The sequence below is a fragment of the Albidovulum inexpectatum genome (assembly GCF_002927635.1).
In the GTDB taxonomy this organism is placed as follows: domain Bacteria; phylum Pseudomonadota; class Alphaproteobacteria; order Rhodobacterales; family Rhodobacteraceae; genus Albidovulum; species Albidovulum inexpectatum.
In genome coordinates, this window is record NZ_PRDS01000005.1 from 218,429 (window position 1) to 233,497 (window position 15,069).

Genomic DNA, 15,069 nt, shown 5'->3' on the forward strand with positions numbered 1-15,069 from the left:
GTCATGCCGATTTTGCATGTTCTGTCAGGTGTTTGGCCAAGATCCGCCTGCTGCGTCGCTTTCGTGTTTCGGCATGTCGATTTCGGGCTGAAAATCGGCCGCTGCCGCGTGGGGCGACCTGTCATTGATGCTTTGCGGTGTTCGCTATTCGTGCTAGTCGTGGGAAAAATACAACATGCGAGGAGAGCAGATGCGCGTTCTTGGGATCGATCCCGGCCTGCGAAACATGGGTTGGGGCATCATCGAGATGGCTGGTTCGCGACTCAGCCATGTCGGGAACGGAATCGCTCACTCGAAAGACGGGGATCTGGCCTCGCGGCTGCTTTCGCTGCACGAACAGCTTGCGTGCATCATTCGGGAATTCCGGCCCGAGGCTGCCGCCATCGAACAGACATTCGTCAACAAGGACGGCGCGGGCACGCTGAAACTTGGCCAGGCGCGGGGTATTGCCCTGCTGGTGGCGGCGCAGGCGGGGCTGAAGATCGGGGAATATGCGCCGAACGCGGTCAAGAAGACGGTGGTCGGCGTGGGGCATGCCGACAAGGGGCAGGTTGCGCATATGGTCCGCCACCAATTGCCGGGCGTCAAGCTGGCGGGCCCCGATGCCGCCGATGCCCTGGCCATCGCGATCTGCCATGCATACCACCTGCAAAGTTCGGGGCGGCTGGCTGCCGCGATGCGGGGTGTGGCATGATCGGGCGAATCGCGGGCATCATCCTGCACCGGGCGAACGACCATGTGCTGGTCGATGTGCGGGGGGTGGGATATATCGTCCATGTCTCGCAACGCACCGCGGCCACGTTGCCGCCGGCCGGACAGGCCGTGGCGCTCTATACCGACCTGATGGTGCGTGAGGATCTGCTTCAGCTCTTCGGGTTTACCTCGCTGCTGGAAAAGGAATGGCATCGGCTGCTGACCTCGGTCCAGGGCGTCGGGGCCAAGGTGTCGCTGGCCATTCTGGGGGCGTTGGGGCCCGAAGGGGTCAGTCGTGCGATCGTACTGGGCGATGCCGCGGCCATTCGCACCGCTCCCGGCGTCGGGCCGAAACTCGCGCAGCGCATCGTGAACGAGCTGAAGGACAAGGCGCCAAGCGTCATGTCCCTTGGGGGCGAGCTGTCGGCCGAGGCGCCGCCGCTCAAGGTGATCGAGGAGGACGCCGCATCGCCCGCGCCGGCGCAGACCTCGACCGCGCCGAACAATTCGGCCAGCGCCACGGCGGATGCCCTGTCCGCGCTGGTCAATCTTGGCTACACTCATGGTGATGCCGCTTCTGCCGTGGCCCGGGCCGCGCAAGAGGCCCCCGAGGCCGACACCGCCAGGCTGATCCATGCCGCCCTGAAACTGTTGGCGCCCAAGGCGTGACGATGGAACCCGATCCGATCCTGCGCCCCGACCCTCAACCCGAGGATATCGACCGCAGCCTGCGGCCTCAGACGCTGTCCGATTTCATCGGACAGGAGGAAGCGCGCGCCAACCTGCGGGTCTTCATCGAAAGCGCGCGCCGGCGCGGCGAAGCGATGGATCATACGCTGTTCTATGGTCCTCCGGGCTTGGGGAAGACCACGCTTGCCCAGATCATCGCGCGCGAGCTGGGCGTCAATTTCCGCATGACCTCGGGGCCGGTGCTGGCGCGGGCGGGGGATCTGGCCGCGATCCTGACCAATCTCGAGGCGCGCGACGTGCTGTTCATCGATGAAATCCACCGCATGAACCCGGCGGTCGAGGAAGTCCTCTATCCGGCGATGGAGGATTTCGCGCTGGACTTGGTGATCGGCGAGGGGCCCGCGGCACGCACCGTGCGGCTGGATCTTCAGCCCTTCACGCTGGTCGGGGCGACGACCCGGCTGGGGCTGCTGACCACGCCGCTGCGCGATCGCTTTGGTATTCCGACACGGTTGCAATTCTACACGATCGAGGAGCTGGAGCTGATCGTGTCCCGCGGCGCGCGCCTGATGGGTATTCAGGCCGATCCCGAAGGTGTCCGCGAAATTGCCCGTCGCGCGCGGGGTACGCCGCGTATTGCCGGTCGACTGCTACGCCGCGTCGCGGATTTCGTTCTGGTCGAAGGCAATGGCCGCCTGACGCAAGAGATCGCCGACCGCGCGCTGACGCGGCTGGGGGTCGATCACATTGGTCTTGATGGCGCGGATCGTCGCTATCTGACACTTCTGGCCGAGCATTATGGCGGCGGACCGGTCGGTGTCGAAACGATCGCCGCCGCGCTGTCCGAAAGCCGTGATGCAATCGAAGAGGTGATCGAGCCCTTCCTGCTGCAACAGGGCCTGATCCAGCGCACACCGCGGGGGCGCATGCTGGCCAGCCGGGCCTGGGCGCATCTGGGGCTGCCGCAGCCTCAAAGTGCGGGGCAGCCCGATCTTTTCGGCAAATAGAGGGCGCGCTCAGGCGCCGGTGATCTGCACCTTGCCGCTTATCCGCGCGCCCTTTTCCGACACCAGCGTGCGGGCGCTGACATCCGCCTTGACGTCGGCTTCGGCATCCAGGACCAGGTCGCCGCAGCTGATCGTGCCGGCATGACTGCCCTCGATCCGGACGATCTCGGCCTGGATTGCGCCCTGGACCTGTCCACCGGGCCGGATCTCGACCGTATTCGCGTCAAGATCCCCCGTGACGCGGCCCTTGATCTCGATCTCGCCCTGCTTCGAGGAGATATTGCCTTCGATGATCAGGTCCTGCTCGATGACAGAGCGGTTCATGTCTTCCCCTTCCGGCCAGTGTAGGTCCTTGCCTGTCGTGGCTACACCAGCCCGGCGAGCTTGCCAAGGCCGGGCGCGCGGGCTTGCGCGAAAGCGCCGGGAGACGCTAGTCAGGGGGGCAAACAGGGATCGCCCAATGAGCCACCGCCTGCAGATCCGGGTCTATTACGAGGATACCGACCTTGCCGGGATCGTCTATTATGCCAATTACCTGAAATTCATCGAGCGCGCGCGCACCGAATGGGTGCGGACGCTGGGGATCGACCAGGTCAGGCTGAAGGCCGAATCCGGGATCGTCTTTGCCGTCCGGCGCATCGAGGCGGATTACCTCTCGCCCGCGCATTTCGACGACCTTCTGGACGTTAATACCAGTCTGCGCGAGGTCCGTGGCGCGCGGCTGATTCTGGATCAGGCCGTGCTGCGTCGCGACGCGGTGCTGTTTCAGGCGGTTGTTACGCTGGTCTGTCTGGACGCACAGGGGCGCGCGGCGCGATTGCCGGCGGATATCCGCCAACGCATCGCGGAAACCGCCGCGTGAGGGCGTGATTGACCGAGCGTTCACGGGAAAGCCAGTGGAAAGGCGCGCCGATCGCGGATAGAATCGCCGCAAATCACGGTCGGGCAAGACGCCCGGCTGCATAACAAGAGCGCGAGCAGTCATTCATGGATACCCAAACCCTTGCCCTGGCGCAGGAGATGGATTTCTCTCTGTTGGCCCTGTTCTGGCGGGCATCACCGGTCGTCAAGCTGGTCATGATCATGCTTGTCGTGGCCAGCTTCTGGTCCTGGGCCATCATCATCCAGAAATTCATCGCCTTTCGCGAGGCCCGGCGCGAGGCCGCGATTTTCGACCGCGCCTTCTGGTCGGGCGAGCCGCTGGACGAGCTGTATGACCGGATCGGCCCCGATCCCGAAGGGCCTTCCGAGCGCATCTTTGCCGCGGGAATGACGGAATGGCGTCGATCTCTGCGCGATGATGGCGGCATGATCGCGGGCGCCCAGGCCCGGATCGAACGGTCGATGGATGTCGCGATCCTGAAGGCGACCGAGCAGTTGACGCGTGGCCTGCCATTCCTGGCAACCGTGGGATCGACCGCGCCCTTCGTCGGCCTGTTCGGGACGGTCTGGGGGATCAAGGTCGCCTTCGAGCAGATCGCGATCAGCCAGAACACCTCGCTGGCCGTTGTCGCGCCCGGCATCGCCGAGGCGCTTGTGGCCACTGCCCTGGGCCTGGTCGCGGCCATTCCCGCGGTCATCTTCTACAACAAGCTGTCCACCGATTCCGACCGGATCATCGCGGGTTACGAGGCTTTCGCCGACGAATTCGCCACGATCCTGTCGCGGCAGCTGGATTCCTGATCGATGGGCGCGGGGGTCATGAAACCGGGCAGTGGCGGGCGGCATCGCCGTCGCGGCCGCCGCGGCAAACCGCAGGTCATGAGCGAGATCAACGTCACGCCCTTTGTGGACGTGATGCTGGTGTTGCTCATCATCTTCATGGTCGCCGCTCCGCTCTTGACCGTCGGTGTTCCGCTGGAGCTTCCCAAGACCGCGGCCCAGGCAGTGGGCAGCCAGCAGGAGGAGCCCTTGGCGATCTCGCTTCAAGCGGATGGTACCATCGCCATACAGAACAGCCCCGTGCCCGAGGCCGAGCTGGTGCCGAAGCTGCGCGCCGTTCTGGCCGAGCGCAGCGACGACCGCGTGTTTCTGCGCGCGGATGGCAAGCTTGCCTATGCGCGTGTCGCCGAGGTGATGGGCGCCCTGAACTCGGCCGGGATCTCGAATATCGTTCTGGTCACGGAATCCGGCGGCCCGCGCCTTGACGGGTCGGCGGGGAACTAGGGCGCTTGCCCATGGACAGATCCGAACGCATCGGTCTTGTGGTTTCCGGCGCAGCCCATGCGGCGGTGATCCTGTGGCTGATCGTGGGGGGGGTGTTCTTCGAACATGACACGCCGCCCTTGCCCACGGCGCAGGTCACGATCATGTCGGAGTCGGAATTTGCGACACTTCTGGCCGCTCGCCCGGCCGATACCGCACAGCCGGCCCCCGAAGCGCCGCCGGCCCCCGAAGCGCCCGCCACGCCGGCCGTCGAGGAAGAGCCCCCCGTGCCCGCGCAGCCCGCAGACCCGGTACCGGAAACGTCGCCCGCCCAGGCCGAGCCAGCCGTGGAGCCCGACGCGACGCCCGATGTGACGGATCTGACGCCGCCCGTCACCGACGTCGAGGACACGCCGCCCCTGCCGCCTGCGTCGCCAACCGAGATCACTTCCGATATTCCGCTGCCTGCGCCGCAGGATACGCCAAAGGCCGCGCCGCGAGTCGCGCCAGAGCCGACCGAGGCTCCGGCCGAGAATGCCGATGTCGCGCCCGAAACCGTTACGGCGACTGCTCCCGAGCCGGCCCCGACGCCCGAGCCCCAGCCCGAAGCCGAGGCCGCCGCCCCCGAGGAAAGCGGCCAGGTTCTGCAAACCGAAGCCAACCGGCAGCAGAAGGATCTTGCCGCTGCAGCGCCGACATCTTCGCCCCGGCCCAAAAGCCGTCCGAAACCGAGACCGGAGCCGGCCGCCGAGCCGACCCGTGCCGAGACCAGGCCCGACCCGAAACCGGCACAGCCCGATGAGGACGCCGTGGCCGAGGCCCTGGCCGCCGCACTGGCGGGGGCGGCCGAGACTGCACCGGCAGCTGGCAATGGCACCGCGCGCTCGGGCCCTCCGCTGACCGGGGGCGAGAAGGACGGCTTCCTGCGTCAGGTGGCGCAATGCTGGAATATCGGCGCACTCTCGACCGAAGCCGCATCGACGAAAGTGACCTTGGGTTTTTCCATGACCCCCAACGGACTGCCCGTGGACGGGTCGATCCGCCTGGTGGCTTACGAAGGCGGTTCCGAAGCCGCCGCGCGTCAGGCCTTCGAGACGGCGCGACGCGCGCTTTTGCGATGCAAGGGCAACGGCTATGCTCTGCCGCCAGAGAAATACGAGCAATGGCGCGAGATCGAACTGGTCTTCAACCCCGAAAGGCTGCGACTGAGATGACGGACCGACAGGAAACCGAATTGGGACGCTGGGCGTTTGACGCGCACGAAGGCAGGACAAGCTTGAGAGGGTGGAAGCGGATGATCAGAACCATACTGGCGGCGGCCCTGGCGGGGTTGATGATCCCCCTGAACGCTGGTGCACAGCCATTGCGGCTCGAGCTCGATCAGGGCGTGATCGAGCCCTTGCCCTTTGCCGCGCCGGCATTTGTGGCCGAAACGCCCGATGCCGGGCAGATCGCGCAGTCGATCACCCAGGTCGTGATCGCCGACCTTGCCGGCACGGGCCTGTTTCGCGAAATCCCGCCTTCGGCGCATATCAGCCCCGTGACCAGTTTCGATGCGCCCGTTTCCTTTGCGGACTGGAAGGCGATCAATGCCCAGGCGCTGGTCACCGGGGCCGTCGGGGTGCTGGCCGACGGCCGGATCAGTGTCAAGTTCCGGCTCTATGATGTCTTTTCGGAAAGCCAGCTGGGCGATGGGCTGCAATTCGCGGGCACGCCGGCCGACTGGCGGCGGATCGCGCACAAGGTCGCCGACCAGGTCTATGCCCGGATCACGGGTGAGGGCGGCTATTTCGACAGCCGCGTGGTCTATGTGTCCGAGAGCGGACCAAAGGACCAGCGGCTCAAGCGGCTTGCCATCATGGATTACGATGGCGCGAACGTGCAGTATCTGACGGATGCCTCGTCCATCGTGATCGCGCCGCGCTTTTCGCCGACGGGCGATCGCATCCTGTACACCTCGTTCGAGACGGGGTTCCCGCGCATCAAGCTGATGGACCTGGCGACGCTGTCCTCGCGCGCGCTGGCCGAGCTTTCGGGCAACATGACCTTTGCGCCGCGCTTTTCGCCCGATGGCGGGACGGTCGTCTTCTCGCTCGAGCAGAACGGAAATACCGACATCTATGCGATGCAATTGTCGACCGGCCAGACGCGGCAGCTGACCAATGCGCCTTCGATCGAGACGGCCCCGTCCTATTCTCCCGATGGGCGGTTCATAGTTTTCGAAAGCGACCGGTCGGGCACGCAGCAATTGTATGTCATGCCCGCCGAGGGCGGCGAGGCGACGCGGATTTCCTTTGGCGAGGGGCGCTATGGCACTCCGGTCTGGAGCCCGCGGGGGGATCTGATCGCCTTCACCAAGCAACATGCGGGACGTTTCCATATCGGCGTCATGCGCACCGACGGCTCCGAGGAGCGGCTGCTGACGGCGTCGTTCCTTGACGAGGGTCCGACCTGGGCGCCGAACGGGCGCGTGATCATGTTCACGCGCGAAACGCCCGGCGCCACGGGCGGCGCACAGCTTTATTCGGTGGATATCACCGGGCGGAACCTGCGGCGCGTCGCGACGGAAGGATCGGCCTCCGACCCGGCCTGGTCGCCGCTCTTGCCCTGACGTTTCAAACGCGATCCAACAATGTTAACCTTCCGGCCATCGAGCCAAGAACAGAGGCGACAGACAATGAAACTCCTTCCCTCCTTCCTTATCGTTGTGGGCGCGGTCGCTCTTGCCGCCTGCAACAACCCCGACCGCTATGGTGCTGGCGGCGCAGGCGCGGGGGCCGGCGCAGGCGGCCCCGGAGCGGGCATTACCGCCGGCGTGCTGGGCGATCCGAACGATCCCAACTCGGTCGCCTATTTCAATCAGCGCATCGGCGACCGGGTTCACTTCGCGGTTGACCAGTCCACCCTTTCACCCGAGGCACAGCAGATCCTGATCCGCCAGGCGATGTGGCTGAACCAGCATCCGAACTATACCGCCATCATCGAAGGTCATGCCGACGAACAGGGCACGCGCGAATACAACCTGGCGCTGGGCGCGCGGCGCGCATCGGCGGTGCAGCAGTTCCTGATCGCCCAGGGCGTGGCGCCGAACCGGCTGCAGACGGTGTCCTATGGCAAGGAGCGGCCGCTTGCGGTCTGCTCGGACGAGGCATGTTATGCGCAGAACCGTCGCGCGGTTACGGTGATCGGTGCCGGTGCCGGGGTCTGACCGGGCCATGGGACCGATCCGCAACACGGTTCTGGCGGGCCTGATCGGCTTGATCGCAGCGATCCCCGCCCTTGGCCAGGACCGCGCCGCCACGCTGGCCGATCTGCGCGCCCAGCTTTCGGCTCTGGCAGCCGAGCTGCAGTCTCTGCGATCCGAGCTGATCGCGGGCGGCCAGTCCGCGATCCAGGCCGCTGGCGGTGCGTCCGCGCTGGACCGAATGAACGCGATGGAGGGCCAGCTTGCGCGGCTGACGGCCGAGGTCGAGCAACTGAACAACCGCGTGGCACGGATCGTCGCGGACGCGACCAACCGTATCGGCGACCTCGAATTCCGCATCTGTGAACTCGAGGACGGCTGCGACCCATCAAACCTGCCGATCACGGCCAGCCTTGGCGGCGGGGGCGGCGCCCCTGCGGCAATGCCGCCGGCGGTCGCGCCGGGGGCGGCTTCGCAAGGTTCGACGGGGGCCGGACCCGAGCTTGCCGTCGCCGAAAAGGAGGACTTCGAACGCGCCCAGGCCGCGCTGGAGGCGGGGGACTATCAGGCCGCTGCCGATCAGTTCGCGCGCTTCGTCGAAGCCTATCCGGGCGGCCCCCTGACCAGCGAGGCGCACTTCCTGCGAGGGGAGGCCCTGCAGAAGCTGGGCGATACGGCCAATGCGGCGCGCGCCTATCTGAACGCGTTCTCGGGCGCGCCGGACGGGCCGCGCGCTCCGGCTGCGCTGCTGAAGCTTGGGGCTGCGCTGGGGGTTCTGGGGCAGGTGCAGGAAGCCTGTGTCACGCTTGGAGAGGTGGGCACGCGGTTCCCGACCTCGCCCGAGGCAGTGGAGGCCGGAACGGCCATGCGTGCGCTGAACTGCCCGTGATCCGGGGGCGCCGGTGACGTCACGCGCGCAGGAGCACGAAGGTCCGGTCACGCATCTGCCGGGCTTGATTCAGGCGACCGTGCCCGGCCGAGTCTCGCGGCTGGGCATTGCCGTTTCAGGTGGCGGGGATTCGCTGGCGCTTCTTCTGGCCGCGGTGGACTGGGCACGCGAGCGCGGGGCCGAGTTGCGCGCGGTGACGGTCGATCACGCATTGCGGCCGGAATCGCGCCACGAGGCCGAGCAGGTCGCCCGCATCTGTGCCGGACTTGATGTCGCCCACGATCTGCTGACCTGGAACCACGGGGCGATCCGCGGAAATCTGCAACAGGCCGCACGCGAGGCGCGCTATGCGCTGATCGCAGGCTGGGCACGGGCCAATGGCGTTCAGGCCGTGGCCCTGGGCCATACCGCCACCGATCAGGCCGAAACGTTGTTGATGGGTTTGTCACGCGCCGCGGGGATCGACGGCCTGTCGGGCATGCGCCCGGCCTGGGAAGAGGCCGGGGTGCTGTGGCTGCGTCCGTTCCTGACCGTGACACGGCAGGACTTGCGGGCCTTCCTGCGACAGCGGGGTCAGGATTGGGTGGACGATCCTTCGAACGAGGATGCGCGGTTTGCCCGCGTTCGCGCGCGTCAGATCCTGAACGCGCTGCAGCCCCTGGGTATTTCCGAAGCCAGCCTTGCGCGGGTCGCCGAGAATCTGGCGCGCGCGCGTGAGGTCGTGGTGCGAACCACGGCAAGGGCTGCGGCCGATATCCTGACCGAACGCGCCGGGGCGTTGTTCTTTCATCGACGCGCCCTGATCGAACTGCCGTCCGAAGTCACGCGGCGGATACTGAGTTCCGCCCTGATGTGGCTTTCGGGCGCGTCATATCCTCCCCGGGCGGCCGAGATCGAGCGGTTGACCGTCGCGATCGCGGATGGAGGCGCGGCGACATTGGCGGGATGCCGCGTTGCGCCGATGGCGCCCAACGATATCGGTGACATGCTGGTTGCCCGTGAACTCCGTGTCCTGTCCGGACAGGTGCAGGCATTGGAACCCGGCTGGGAGGGCGCATGGGATCGGCGATGGCGGCTGAAGGCGCCTGATGGCGCCGATGTCAGCGGGCTGCGCGTGCGCGCAGTCGGGCCAGAGGGCTTGCGCCAGTGTCCCGAATGGCGTGACACCGGCCTGCCAAGGGCGGCGCTGATCGTTACGCCTGCGGTCTGGCGGAAAGAACACCTTGTCGCGGCGCCAGTGGCGGGCCGACCCGCCGGATGGACGGCGGAAATCGTCGCACCCTTTGCCGCGCGCCCGTTATCGCATTGAACCTGCCCCGGTAATCTCTATCTTATGGGCAACTTCGCGCTGGCGCGGCCTGTGCGATGGCAAATCGTTTGGAGGACACTTCGTGGGTAACGCACGCAACATCGCCTTCTGGGTCGTGCTATTTTTGCTGATCCTGGCGCTGTTTAACCTCTTTGGAAACGGCCAGTCGGCCATGAACGCGCGACAGATCGCCTATTCGGACTTCGTCAAGCGGGTCGAGGCAGGCGACGTCGCCGCGGTCGTCATGGATGGTGAAAAGGTCCAGATTCAGACCCGGGACGGTCAGAACTTCGTGACCATCAAGCCCCAGGGGGAGACGATCAGCGACAAGCTGGTCGAAACGCTGATCGACAAGAATGTCGCGGTTCGGGCCGAGCCTCAGGAACAATCGGGCTTTCTGTCGATCCTTTCGCTCTGGCTGCCGTTCCTGGTTCTGATCGGGATCTGGATCTTCTTCATGAACCGGATGCAGGGCGGTGGTCGCGGCGGGGCGATGGGCTTTGGTAAGTCGCGCGCCAAGCTTCTGACCGAAAAGCACGGTCGAGTCACCTTTGACGATGTGGCCGGTATCGACGAAGCCAAGGAAGAGCTGGAAGAGATCGTCGAATTCCTGCGCAATCCGCAGAAGTTCAGCCGGCTTGGCGGCAAGATCCCGAAAGGCGCGCTGCTGGTCGGCCCGCCGGGTACCGGCAAGACGCTTCTTGCACGCGCCATCGCCGGCGAGGCGGGCGTGCCGTTCTTCACCATCTCGGGCTCGGATTTCGTCGAGATGTTCGTCGGCGTGGGCGCCAGCCGCGTTCGCGACATGTTCGAACAGGCCAAGAAGAACGCCCCCTGCATCGTCTTCATCGACGAGATCGACGCCGTGGGCCGAAGCCGCGGTATCGGCTATGGCGGCGGCAATGACGAACGCGAGCAGACGCTGAACCAGCTTCTGGTCGAAATGGACGGCTTCGAGGCCAATGAGGGTGTGATCATCATTGCCGCGACCAACCGTCCGGACGTGCTTGACCCGGCACTCTTGCGGCCGGGCCGCTTCGACCGGCAGGTGCAGGTGCCCAATCCCGATATCAAGGGGCGGGAAAAGATCCTGGCCGTTCACGCGCGCAAGGTCCCGCTGGGCCCCGATGTGGACCTTCGCGTCATCGCGCGCGGCACGCCCGGCTTTTCGGGCGCCGATCTTGCAAACCTTGTGAACGAAGCCGCGCTGATGGCGGCACGCGTCGGCAAGCGCTTTGTCACGGCCGAGGATTTCGAGAAGGCCAAGGACAAGGTCATGATGGGCCCGGAGCGGCGCAGCATGGTGATGACGGAAGACGAGAAGAAGTTGACCGCTTATCACGAGGCGGGCCACGCGATCGTCGGCATACACGTGCCGCAGCACGATCCGGTGCACAAGGTCACGATCATTCCGCGCGGTCGGGCGCTGGGTGTCACCTTCTACCTGCCAGAGCGGGACAAGCTGTCGCTGACACGCCAGGCGGCACTGTCGAAACTGGCGTCAGCCATGGGTGGCAAGGCGGCCGAAGAGCTGGTCTTTGGCCCCGAGAACGTCACGAACGGCGCCTATTCGGATATCCAGCATGTCACCCAGCTGGCCACTGCGATGGTCAGCCAGTGGGGGATGTCCGACAAGCTGGGCAACATCAACTACACCAGCACGCAGGAAAGCTTCCTGGGGTCGCAGTCGCATTTCAACGCCTCGGAAGAAAGCCGCGAGCTGATCGACCGCGAAGTGCGTCGCCTAGTGGACGAGGCCTATGAGCGCGCCAAGACGATCCTGCGCGAGCACTGGGACGAGATGGAGAACCTTGCCCAGGGCCTGTTGGAATATGAAACGCTGACCGGCGAAGACGTCATGCGCGTCATTCGCGGCGAAAAGCCGACCTTCGGCAAGGACGGCGACGACAGCTCGAGCGGCAGCGAGGTTCCGTCGCTGACCGCCATTCCCAAGACCAAGAAGCCGCGCGCTCCGAAGGACGGCGGCATGGAGCCAGAGCCAACGGCGTAAGGCCTGGCCGGGCGATAGCGAAACAGGGGGAAGCCATCACGGCTTCCCCCATTTCTTTGGCGCGAACCGGGCCTGATCGCCTTGTGGCCATGACGATTCGGCGAAAATGTCCCCTGTGCTTACACAAGCAGGATGAGCGTCGCCGCAAGCGCCGTGCCCAGCGCGAACCCGGTTCCGACGATCAGTGTCGCAATTTGCATGGCGTCTTTCCTCTTGCGAATTTTCAATGGAACAACGCCGGTCAGGTCGGGGCGGTTCCCGGCGGGCCTTGGGCCCGACCTCTTTCGCGGCCACAGGTTTCGCATTGGAAACCGCTCACGGCGATTCCGCCCGGCTTTAGGTCGCAATTCAGCCTTCCCGCGACAGCTGGTGTCGTTATCACGCTAGGCAGGCGTCCCGGATCGTCGCAGGGAGAAAATCGACATGGCGTTCAAGACCGATATCGAAATCGCGCGTGAGGCAAAGAAGAAGCCGATCCAGGAGATCGGCGCGAAGCTGGGCATTCCGGCCGAGCATCTGCTGCCCTATGGCCATGACAAGGCCAAGGTCAGCCAGGATTTCATCCGGTCGCTCGAGGGGCGGCCCGATGGCAAGCTGATCCTGGTTACCGCGATCAACCCAACCCCGGCGGGCGAGGGCAAGACCACCACGACGGTCGGCCTGGGCGATGGTCTGAACCGTATCGGCAAGAAGGCAGCCATCTGCATTCGCGAGGCCAGCCTTGGGCCGAATTTCGGCATGAAGGGCGGAGCCGCGGGCGGCGGTTATGCGCAGGTCGTTCCGATGGAGGACATGAACCTGCACTTCACCGGCGATTTCCACGCCATCACCTCGGCGCATAACCTGTTGTCGGCGATGATCGACAACCACATCTACTGGGGCAACGAGCTGGGCATCGATCAGCGGCGTGTCAGCTGGCGTCGCGTGATGGACATGAACGACCGTGCCCTGCGCGACGTGGTCGTGTCGCTGGGAGGGGTGGCAAACGGTTTCCCGCGTCAGACGGGCTTTGACATCACCGTGGCCTCGGAGGTCATGGCCATCCTGTGCCTCGCGCGCGATCTGGAGGACCTGCAAAAGCGCCTGGGCGATATTGTCGTGGCCTATCGCCGGGACAAGAGCCCGGTCTATGCCCGCGACCTGAAGGCCGATGGGGCCATGACCGTCCTGTTGAAGGATGCGATGCAGCCCAACCTGGTGCAGACATTGGAAAACAACCCCGCCTTCGTCCATGGCGGGCCGTTCGCCAATATCGCGCATGGCTGCAACTCGGTCATCGCCACGCGCACCGCGCTGAAGCTGGCCGACTATGTCGTGACCGAAGCAGGATTTGGCGCGGATCTTGGGGCCGAGAAGTTCTTTGACATCAAGTGCCGCAAGGCGGGGCTGAAGCCGGCGGCAGCGGTAATCGTGGCGACCATTCGCGCGCTGAAGATGAATGGCGGCGTGGCCAAGGCCGATCTGGGCGCCGAGAATGTCGAGGCCGTCCAGAAGGGCTGTGCCAACCTCGGGCGTCATATCGCGAACGTGAAGTCCTTCGGCGTGCCGGTCGTGGTGGCGATCAACCACTTTGCAACCGACACCGAGGCAGAAATTCAGGCGGTCAGGGACTTCGTCGCAACCCAGGGGACCGAGGCCATCCTGTGCCGCCACTGGGCGGAAGGCTCGAAGGGGATCGTGGATCTGGCCGAAAAGGTGGTGCAGCTGGCCGAAAGCGGCGCCTCGAATTTCGCGCCGCTTTATCCCGACGAGATGCCGCTGTTTAAGAAGATCGAAACGATCGCCAAGCGGATCTATCATGCCGACGAGGTTCTGGCCGACAAGTCGATCCGTGACCAGCTGCGCGCCTGGGAGGCCGAGGGTTATGGCAATCTGCCCATCTGCATGGCCAAGACGCAGTATTCCTTCTCGACCGACCCGAACCTGCGGGGCGCGCCGACCGGTCATTCCGTGCCGGTTCGCGAGGTCAGGCTTTCGGCCGGCGCGGGCTTCATCGTCGTCATCTGCGGCGAAATCATGACCATGCCGGGCCTGCCGCGTCATCCGGCGGCCGAGGTCATCCGCATCAATGACCAGGGGTTCGTCGAGGGTCTGTTCTGACAAGACAGGCGCCCGGGGGCGTGTGGGTTCCGGGCGCCGCTTGCAGCCGGTTGCGGCCCGTGGCACGACAGGACGAGTTCAGGAAGGGAAAGGCAGGGACATGACGGCCCGGATCATCGATGGCAAGGCTTTCGCACAGGACGTGCGTGCGCGCGTGGCGGAACACGTCGCCCGCATCAAGGAGGCGAACGGCATCACGCCGGGTCTGGCGGTGGTGCTGGTGGGGGATGACCCCGCGTCCGAGGTCTATGTGCGGTCCAAGGGTAAGGCCACGGTCGAAGCCGGGATGAACTCCTACGAACATCGTCTTCCTGCGGATACGCCTGAGTCCGAATTGCTGGCATTGATCCGGCGGCTGAACGAAGACCCGGCCGTTCATGGAATCCTGGTGCAGCTGCCTCTGCCATCGCATCTGGATTCCAACCTGGTCATCAACACGATCGATCCGGCAAAGGATGTCGATGGCTTCCATATCTCGAATGTCGGCTTGTTGGGGACGGGGCAGAAGGCGATGGTCCCGTGTACGCCCTTGGGCTGTCTGATGCTGTTGCGTGATCTTCACGGAAGCCTGGCCGGCATGGAGGCCGTTGTCGTCGGTCGGTCCAACATCGTGGGCAAGCCCATGGCCCAGCTCTTGCTGGGGGACAGTTGCACGGTAACGATCGCGCATTCGCGCACGCGCGATCTGCCCGATGTCTGCCGGCGCGGGGACATTCTGGTGGCAGCCGTGGGGCGGCCCGAGATGATCCCGGGCGACTGGATAAAGCCTGGCGCGACGGTGATCGATGTCGGCATCAACCGCATCGAACGCGACGGCAAGAAGCGGCTGGTCGGGGACGTGGATTTCGAAAGCGCCGCGAAGGTTGCCGGCGCGATCACGCCGGTTCCAGGTGGCGTCGGTCCCATGACGATTGCCTGTCTGCTGGCAAATACCCTGACCGCTTGCTGCCGGGCGCATGGCCTGCGTGAGCCCGAGGGTTTGACCGCCTGAATGCGGCCTTTGCCTCGGCGCCGACTGGTAAACGCGCAACCAGATGCCTG

15 protein-coding genes are annotated in these 15,069 nt (G+C 65.3%); 14 read left to right on the forward strand and 1 reads right to left on the reverse strand.

All coding sequences use genetic code 11. The features are described 5' to 3' along the window. Window positions 1-190 precede the first annotated feature (190 nt). The 3 genes from ruvC to ruvB are packed head-to-tail and all read left to right on the forward strand — an operon-like array spanning window position 191 to window position 2,390. Window positions 191-694 carry a crossover junction endodeoxyribonuclease RuvC gene (gene ruvC, locus LV82_RS09690; protein ID WP_104071151.1) on the forward strand — a complete coding sequence of 168 codons (504 nt, stop codon included), beginning with the start codon at window positions 191-193 and terminating at the stop codon, window positions 692-694. Next, window positions 691-1,362 carry a Holliday junction branch migration protein RuvA gene (gene ruvA / locus LV82_RS09695; RefSeq protein WP_104071152.1) on the forward strand — a complete coding sequence of 224 codons (672 nt, stop codon included), beginning with the start codon at window positions 691-693 and terminating at the stop codon, window positions 1,360-1,362. The genes ruvC and ruvA overlap by 4 nt, the downstream gene beginning before the upstream one ends. 2 nt (window positions 1,363-1,364) lie before the next feature. Beyond that, entirely contained in the window at window positions 1,365-2,390 is a 1,026-nt protein-coding gene (gene ruvB, locus LV82_RS09700; RefSeq protein ID WP_104071154.1) for a Holliday junction branch migration DNA helicase RuvB, read from the forward strand. Window positions 2,391-2,399: 9 nt separating this feature from the next. On the opposite strand, the gene LV82_RS09705 is transcribed toward ruvB, so the two are convergent. Further along, on the reverse strand, window positions 2,400-2,714 hold the full coding sequence (locus tag LV82_RS09705) for a bactofilin family protein (RefSeq protein WP_104071156.1): 315 nt from the start codon (window positions 2,712-2,714) through the stop codon (window positions 2,400-2,402). Between the two features lie 136 nt (window positions 2,715-2,850). Here LV82_RS09705 and ybgC point away from each other — a divergent pair, with 136 nt between their 5' ends. The 11 genes from ybgC to folD all read left to right on the forward strand — a co-directional run bounded on the left by ybgC (window position 2,851) and on the right by folD (window position 15,019). Beyond that, window positions 2,851-3,252, forward strand: coding sequence for a tol-pal system-associated acyl-CoA thioesterase (gene ybgC, locus LV82_RS09710; RefSeq protein ID WP_104071158.1), 402 nt, complete (start codon window positions 2,851-2,853; stop codon window positions 3,250-3,252). A gap of 125 nt (window positions 3,253-3,377) precedes the next feature. After that, window positions 3,378-4,073 (forward strand): protein TolQ, encoded by a 696-nt coding sequence (gene tolQ / locus LV82_RS09715; RefSeq protein WP_104071160.1) that lies wholly within the window; start codon window positions 3,378-3,380, stop codon window positions 4,071-4,073. 3 nt (window positions 4,074-4,076) lie between these two features. After that, window positions 4,077-4,556: an ExbD/TolR family protein gene (locus tag LV82_RS09720; protein WP_104071161.1), complete on the forward strand. Its 480-nt coding sequence runs from the start codon at window positions 4,077-4,079 to the stop codon at window positions 4,554-4,556. An 11-nt stretch (window positions 4,557-4,567) separates the two neighbouring features. Continuing rightward, window positions 4,568-5,749, forward strand: coding sequence for a hypothetical protein (locus LV82_RS09725; protein ID WP_104071163.1), 1,182 nt, complete (start codon window positions 4,568-4,570; stop codon window positions 5,747-5,749). A gap of 80 nt (window positions 5,750-5,829) precedes the next feature. Further along, window positions 5,830-7,146: a Tol-Pal system beta propeller repeat protein TolB gene (gene tolB / locus LV82_RS09730; RefSeq protein WP_104071165.1), complete on the forward strand. Its 1,317-nt coding sequence runs from the start codon at window positions 5,830-5,832 to the stop codon at window positions 7,144-7,146. Between the two features lie 66 nt (window positions 7,147-7,212). After that, a complete protein-coding gene (gene pal / locus LV82_RS09735) occupies window positions 7,213-7,743 on the forward strand; it encodes a peptidoglycan-associated lipoprotein Pal (RefSeq protein WP_104071167.1) in 531 nt (176 codons plus the stop codon). A gap of 16 nt (window positions 7,744-7,759) precedes the next feature. Next, entirely contained in the window at window positions 7,760-8,608 is an 849-nt protein-coding gene (ybgF, locus tag LV82_RS09740) for a tol-pal system protein YbgF (RefSeq protein ID WP_211289203.1), read from the forward strand. Window positions 8,609-8,621: 13 nt separating this feature from the next. Continuing rightward, window positions 8,622-9,917, forward strand: coding sequence for a tRNA lysidine(34) synthetase TilS (gene tilS / locus LV82_RS09745; protein ID WP_104071170.1), 1,296 nt, complete (start codon window positions 8,622-8,624; stop codon window positions 9,915-9,917). Window positions 9,918-9,999: 82 nt separating this feature from the next. Then, on the forward strand, window positions 10,000-11,928 hold the full coding sequence (gene ftsH, locus LV82_RS09750; protein ID WP_104071171.1) for an ATP-dependent zinc metalloprotease FtsH: 1,929 nt from the start codon (window positions 10,000-10,002) through the stop codon (window positions 11,926-11,928). A 423-nt stretch (window positions 11,929-12,351) separates the two neighbouring features. Next, complete coding sequence (locus tag LV82_RS09755; protein ID WP_104071173.1) at window positions 12,352-14,028, forward strand: formate--tetrahydrofolate ligase; 1,677 nt, start codon at window positions 12,352-12,354, stop codon at window positions 14,026-14,028. A 100-nt stretch (window positions 14,029-14,128) separates the two neighbouring features. Continuing rightward, window positions 14,129-15,019, forward strand: a complete 891-nt coding sequence (gene folD, locus LV82_RS09760) for a bifunctional methylenetetrahydrofolate dehydrogenase/methenyltetrahydrofolate cyclohydrolase FolD (protein WP_104071175.1) — start codon at window positions 14,129-14,131, stop codon at window positions 15,017-15,019. Window positions 15,020-15,069 lie beyond the last annotated feature (50 nt).

Bases quoted from the DNA above. Each gene is read 5' to 3' on its own strand.
- tolQ (WP_104071160.1), top strand. From the start codon at position 3,378: ATGGATACCCAAACCCTTGCCCTGGCGCAGGAGATGGATTTCTCTCTG.
- LV82_RS09720 (WP_104071161.1), top strand. From the start codon at position 4,077: ATGGGCGCGGGGGTCATGAAACCGGGCAGTGGCGGGCGGCATCGCCGT.
- ruvA (WP_104071152.1), top strand. From the start codon at position 691: ATGATCGGGCGAATCGCGGGCATCATCCTGCACCGGGCGAACGACCAT.
- tolB (WP_104071165.1), top strand. From the start codon at position 5,830: ATGATCAGAACCATACTGGCGGCGGCCCTGGCGGGGTTGATGATCCCC.
- folD (WP_104071175.1), top strand. From the start codon at position 14,129: ATGACGGCCCGGATCATCGATGGCAAGGCTTTCGCACAGGACGTGCGT.
- ruvB (WP_104071154.1), top strand. From the start codon at position 1,365: ATGGAACCCGATCCGATCCTGCGCCCCGACCCTCAACCCGAGGATATC.
- pal (WP_104071167.1), top strand. From the start codon at position 7,213: ATGAAACTCCTTCCCTCCTTCCTTATCGTTGTGGGCGCGGTCGCTCTT.
- ruvC (WP_104071151.1), top strand. From the start codon at position 191: ATGCGCGTTCTTGGGATCGATCCCGGCCTGCGAAACATGGGTTGGGGC.
- LV82_RS09705 (WP_104071156.1), bottom strand. From the start codon at position 2,714: ATGAACCGCTCTGTCATCGAGCAGGACCTGATCATCGAAGGCAATATC.
- LV82_RS09725 (WP_104071163.1), top strand. From the start codon at position 4,568: ATGGACAGATCCGAACGCATCGGTCTTGTGGTTTCCGGCGCAGCCCAT.
- LV82_RS09755 (WP_104071173.1), top strand. From the start codon at position 12,352: ATGGCGTTCAAGACCGATATCGAAATCGCGCGTGAGGCAAAGAAGAAG.
- ybgC (WP_104071158.1), top strand. From the start codon at position 2,851: ATGAGCCACCGCCTGCAGATCCGGGTCTATTACGAGGATACCGACCTT.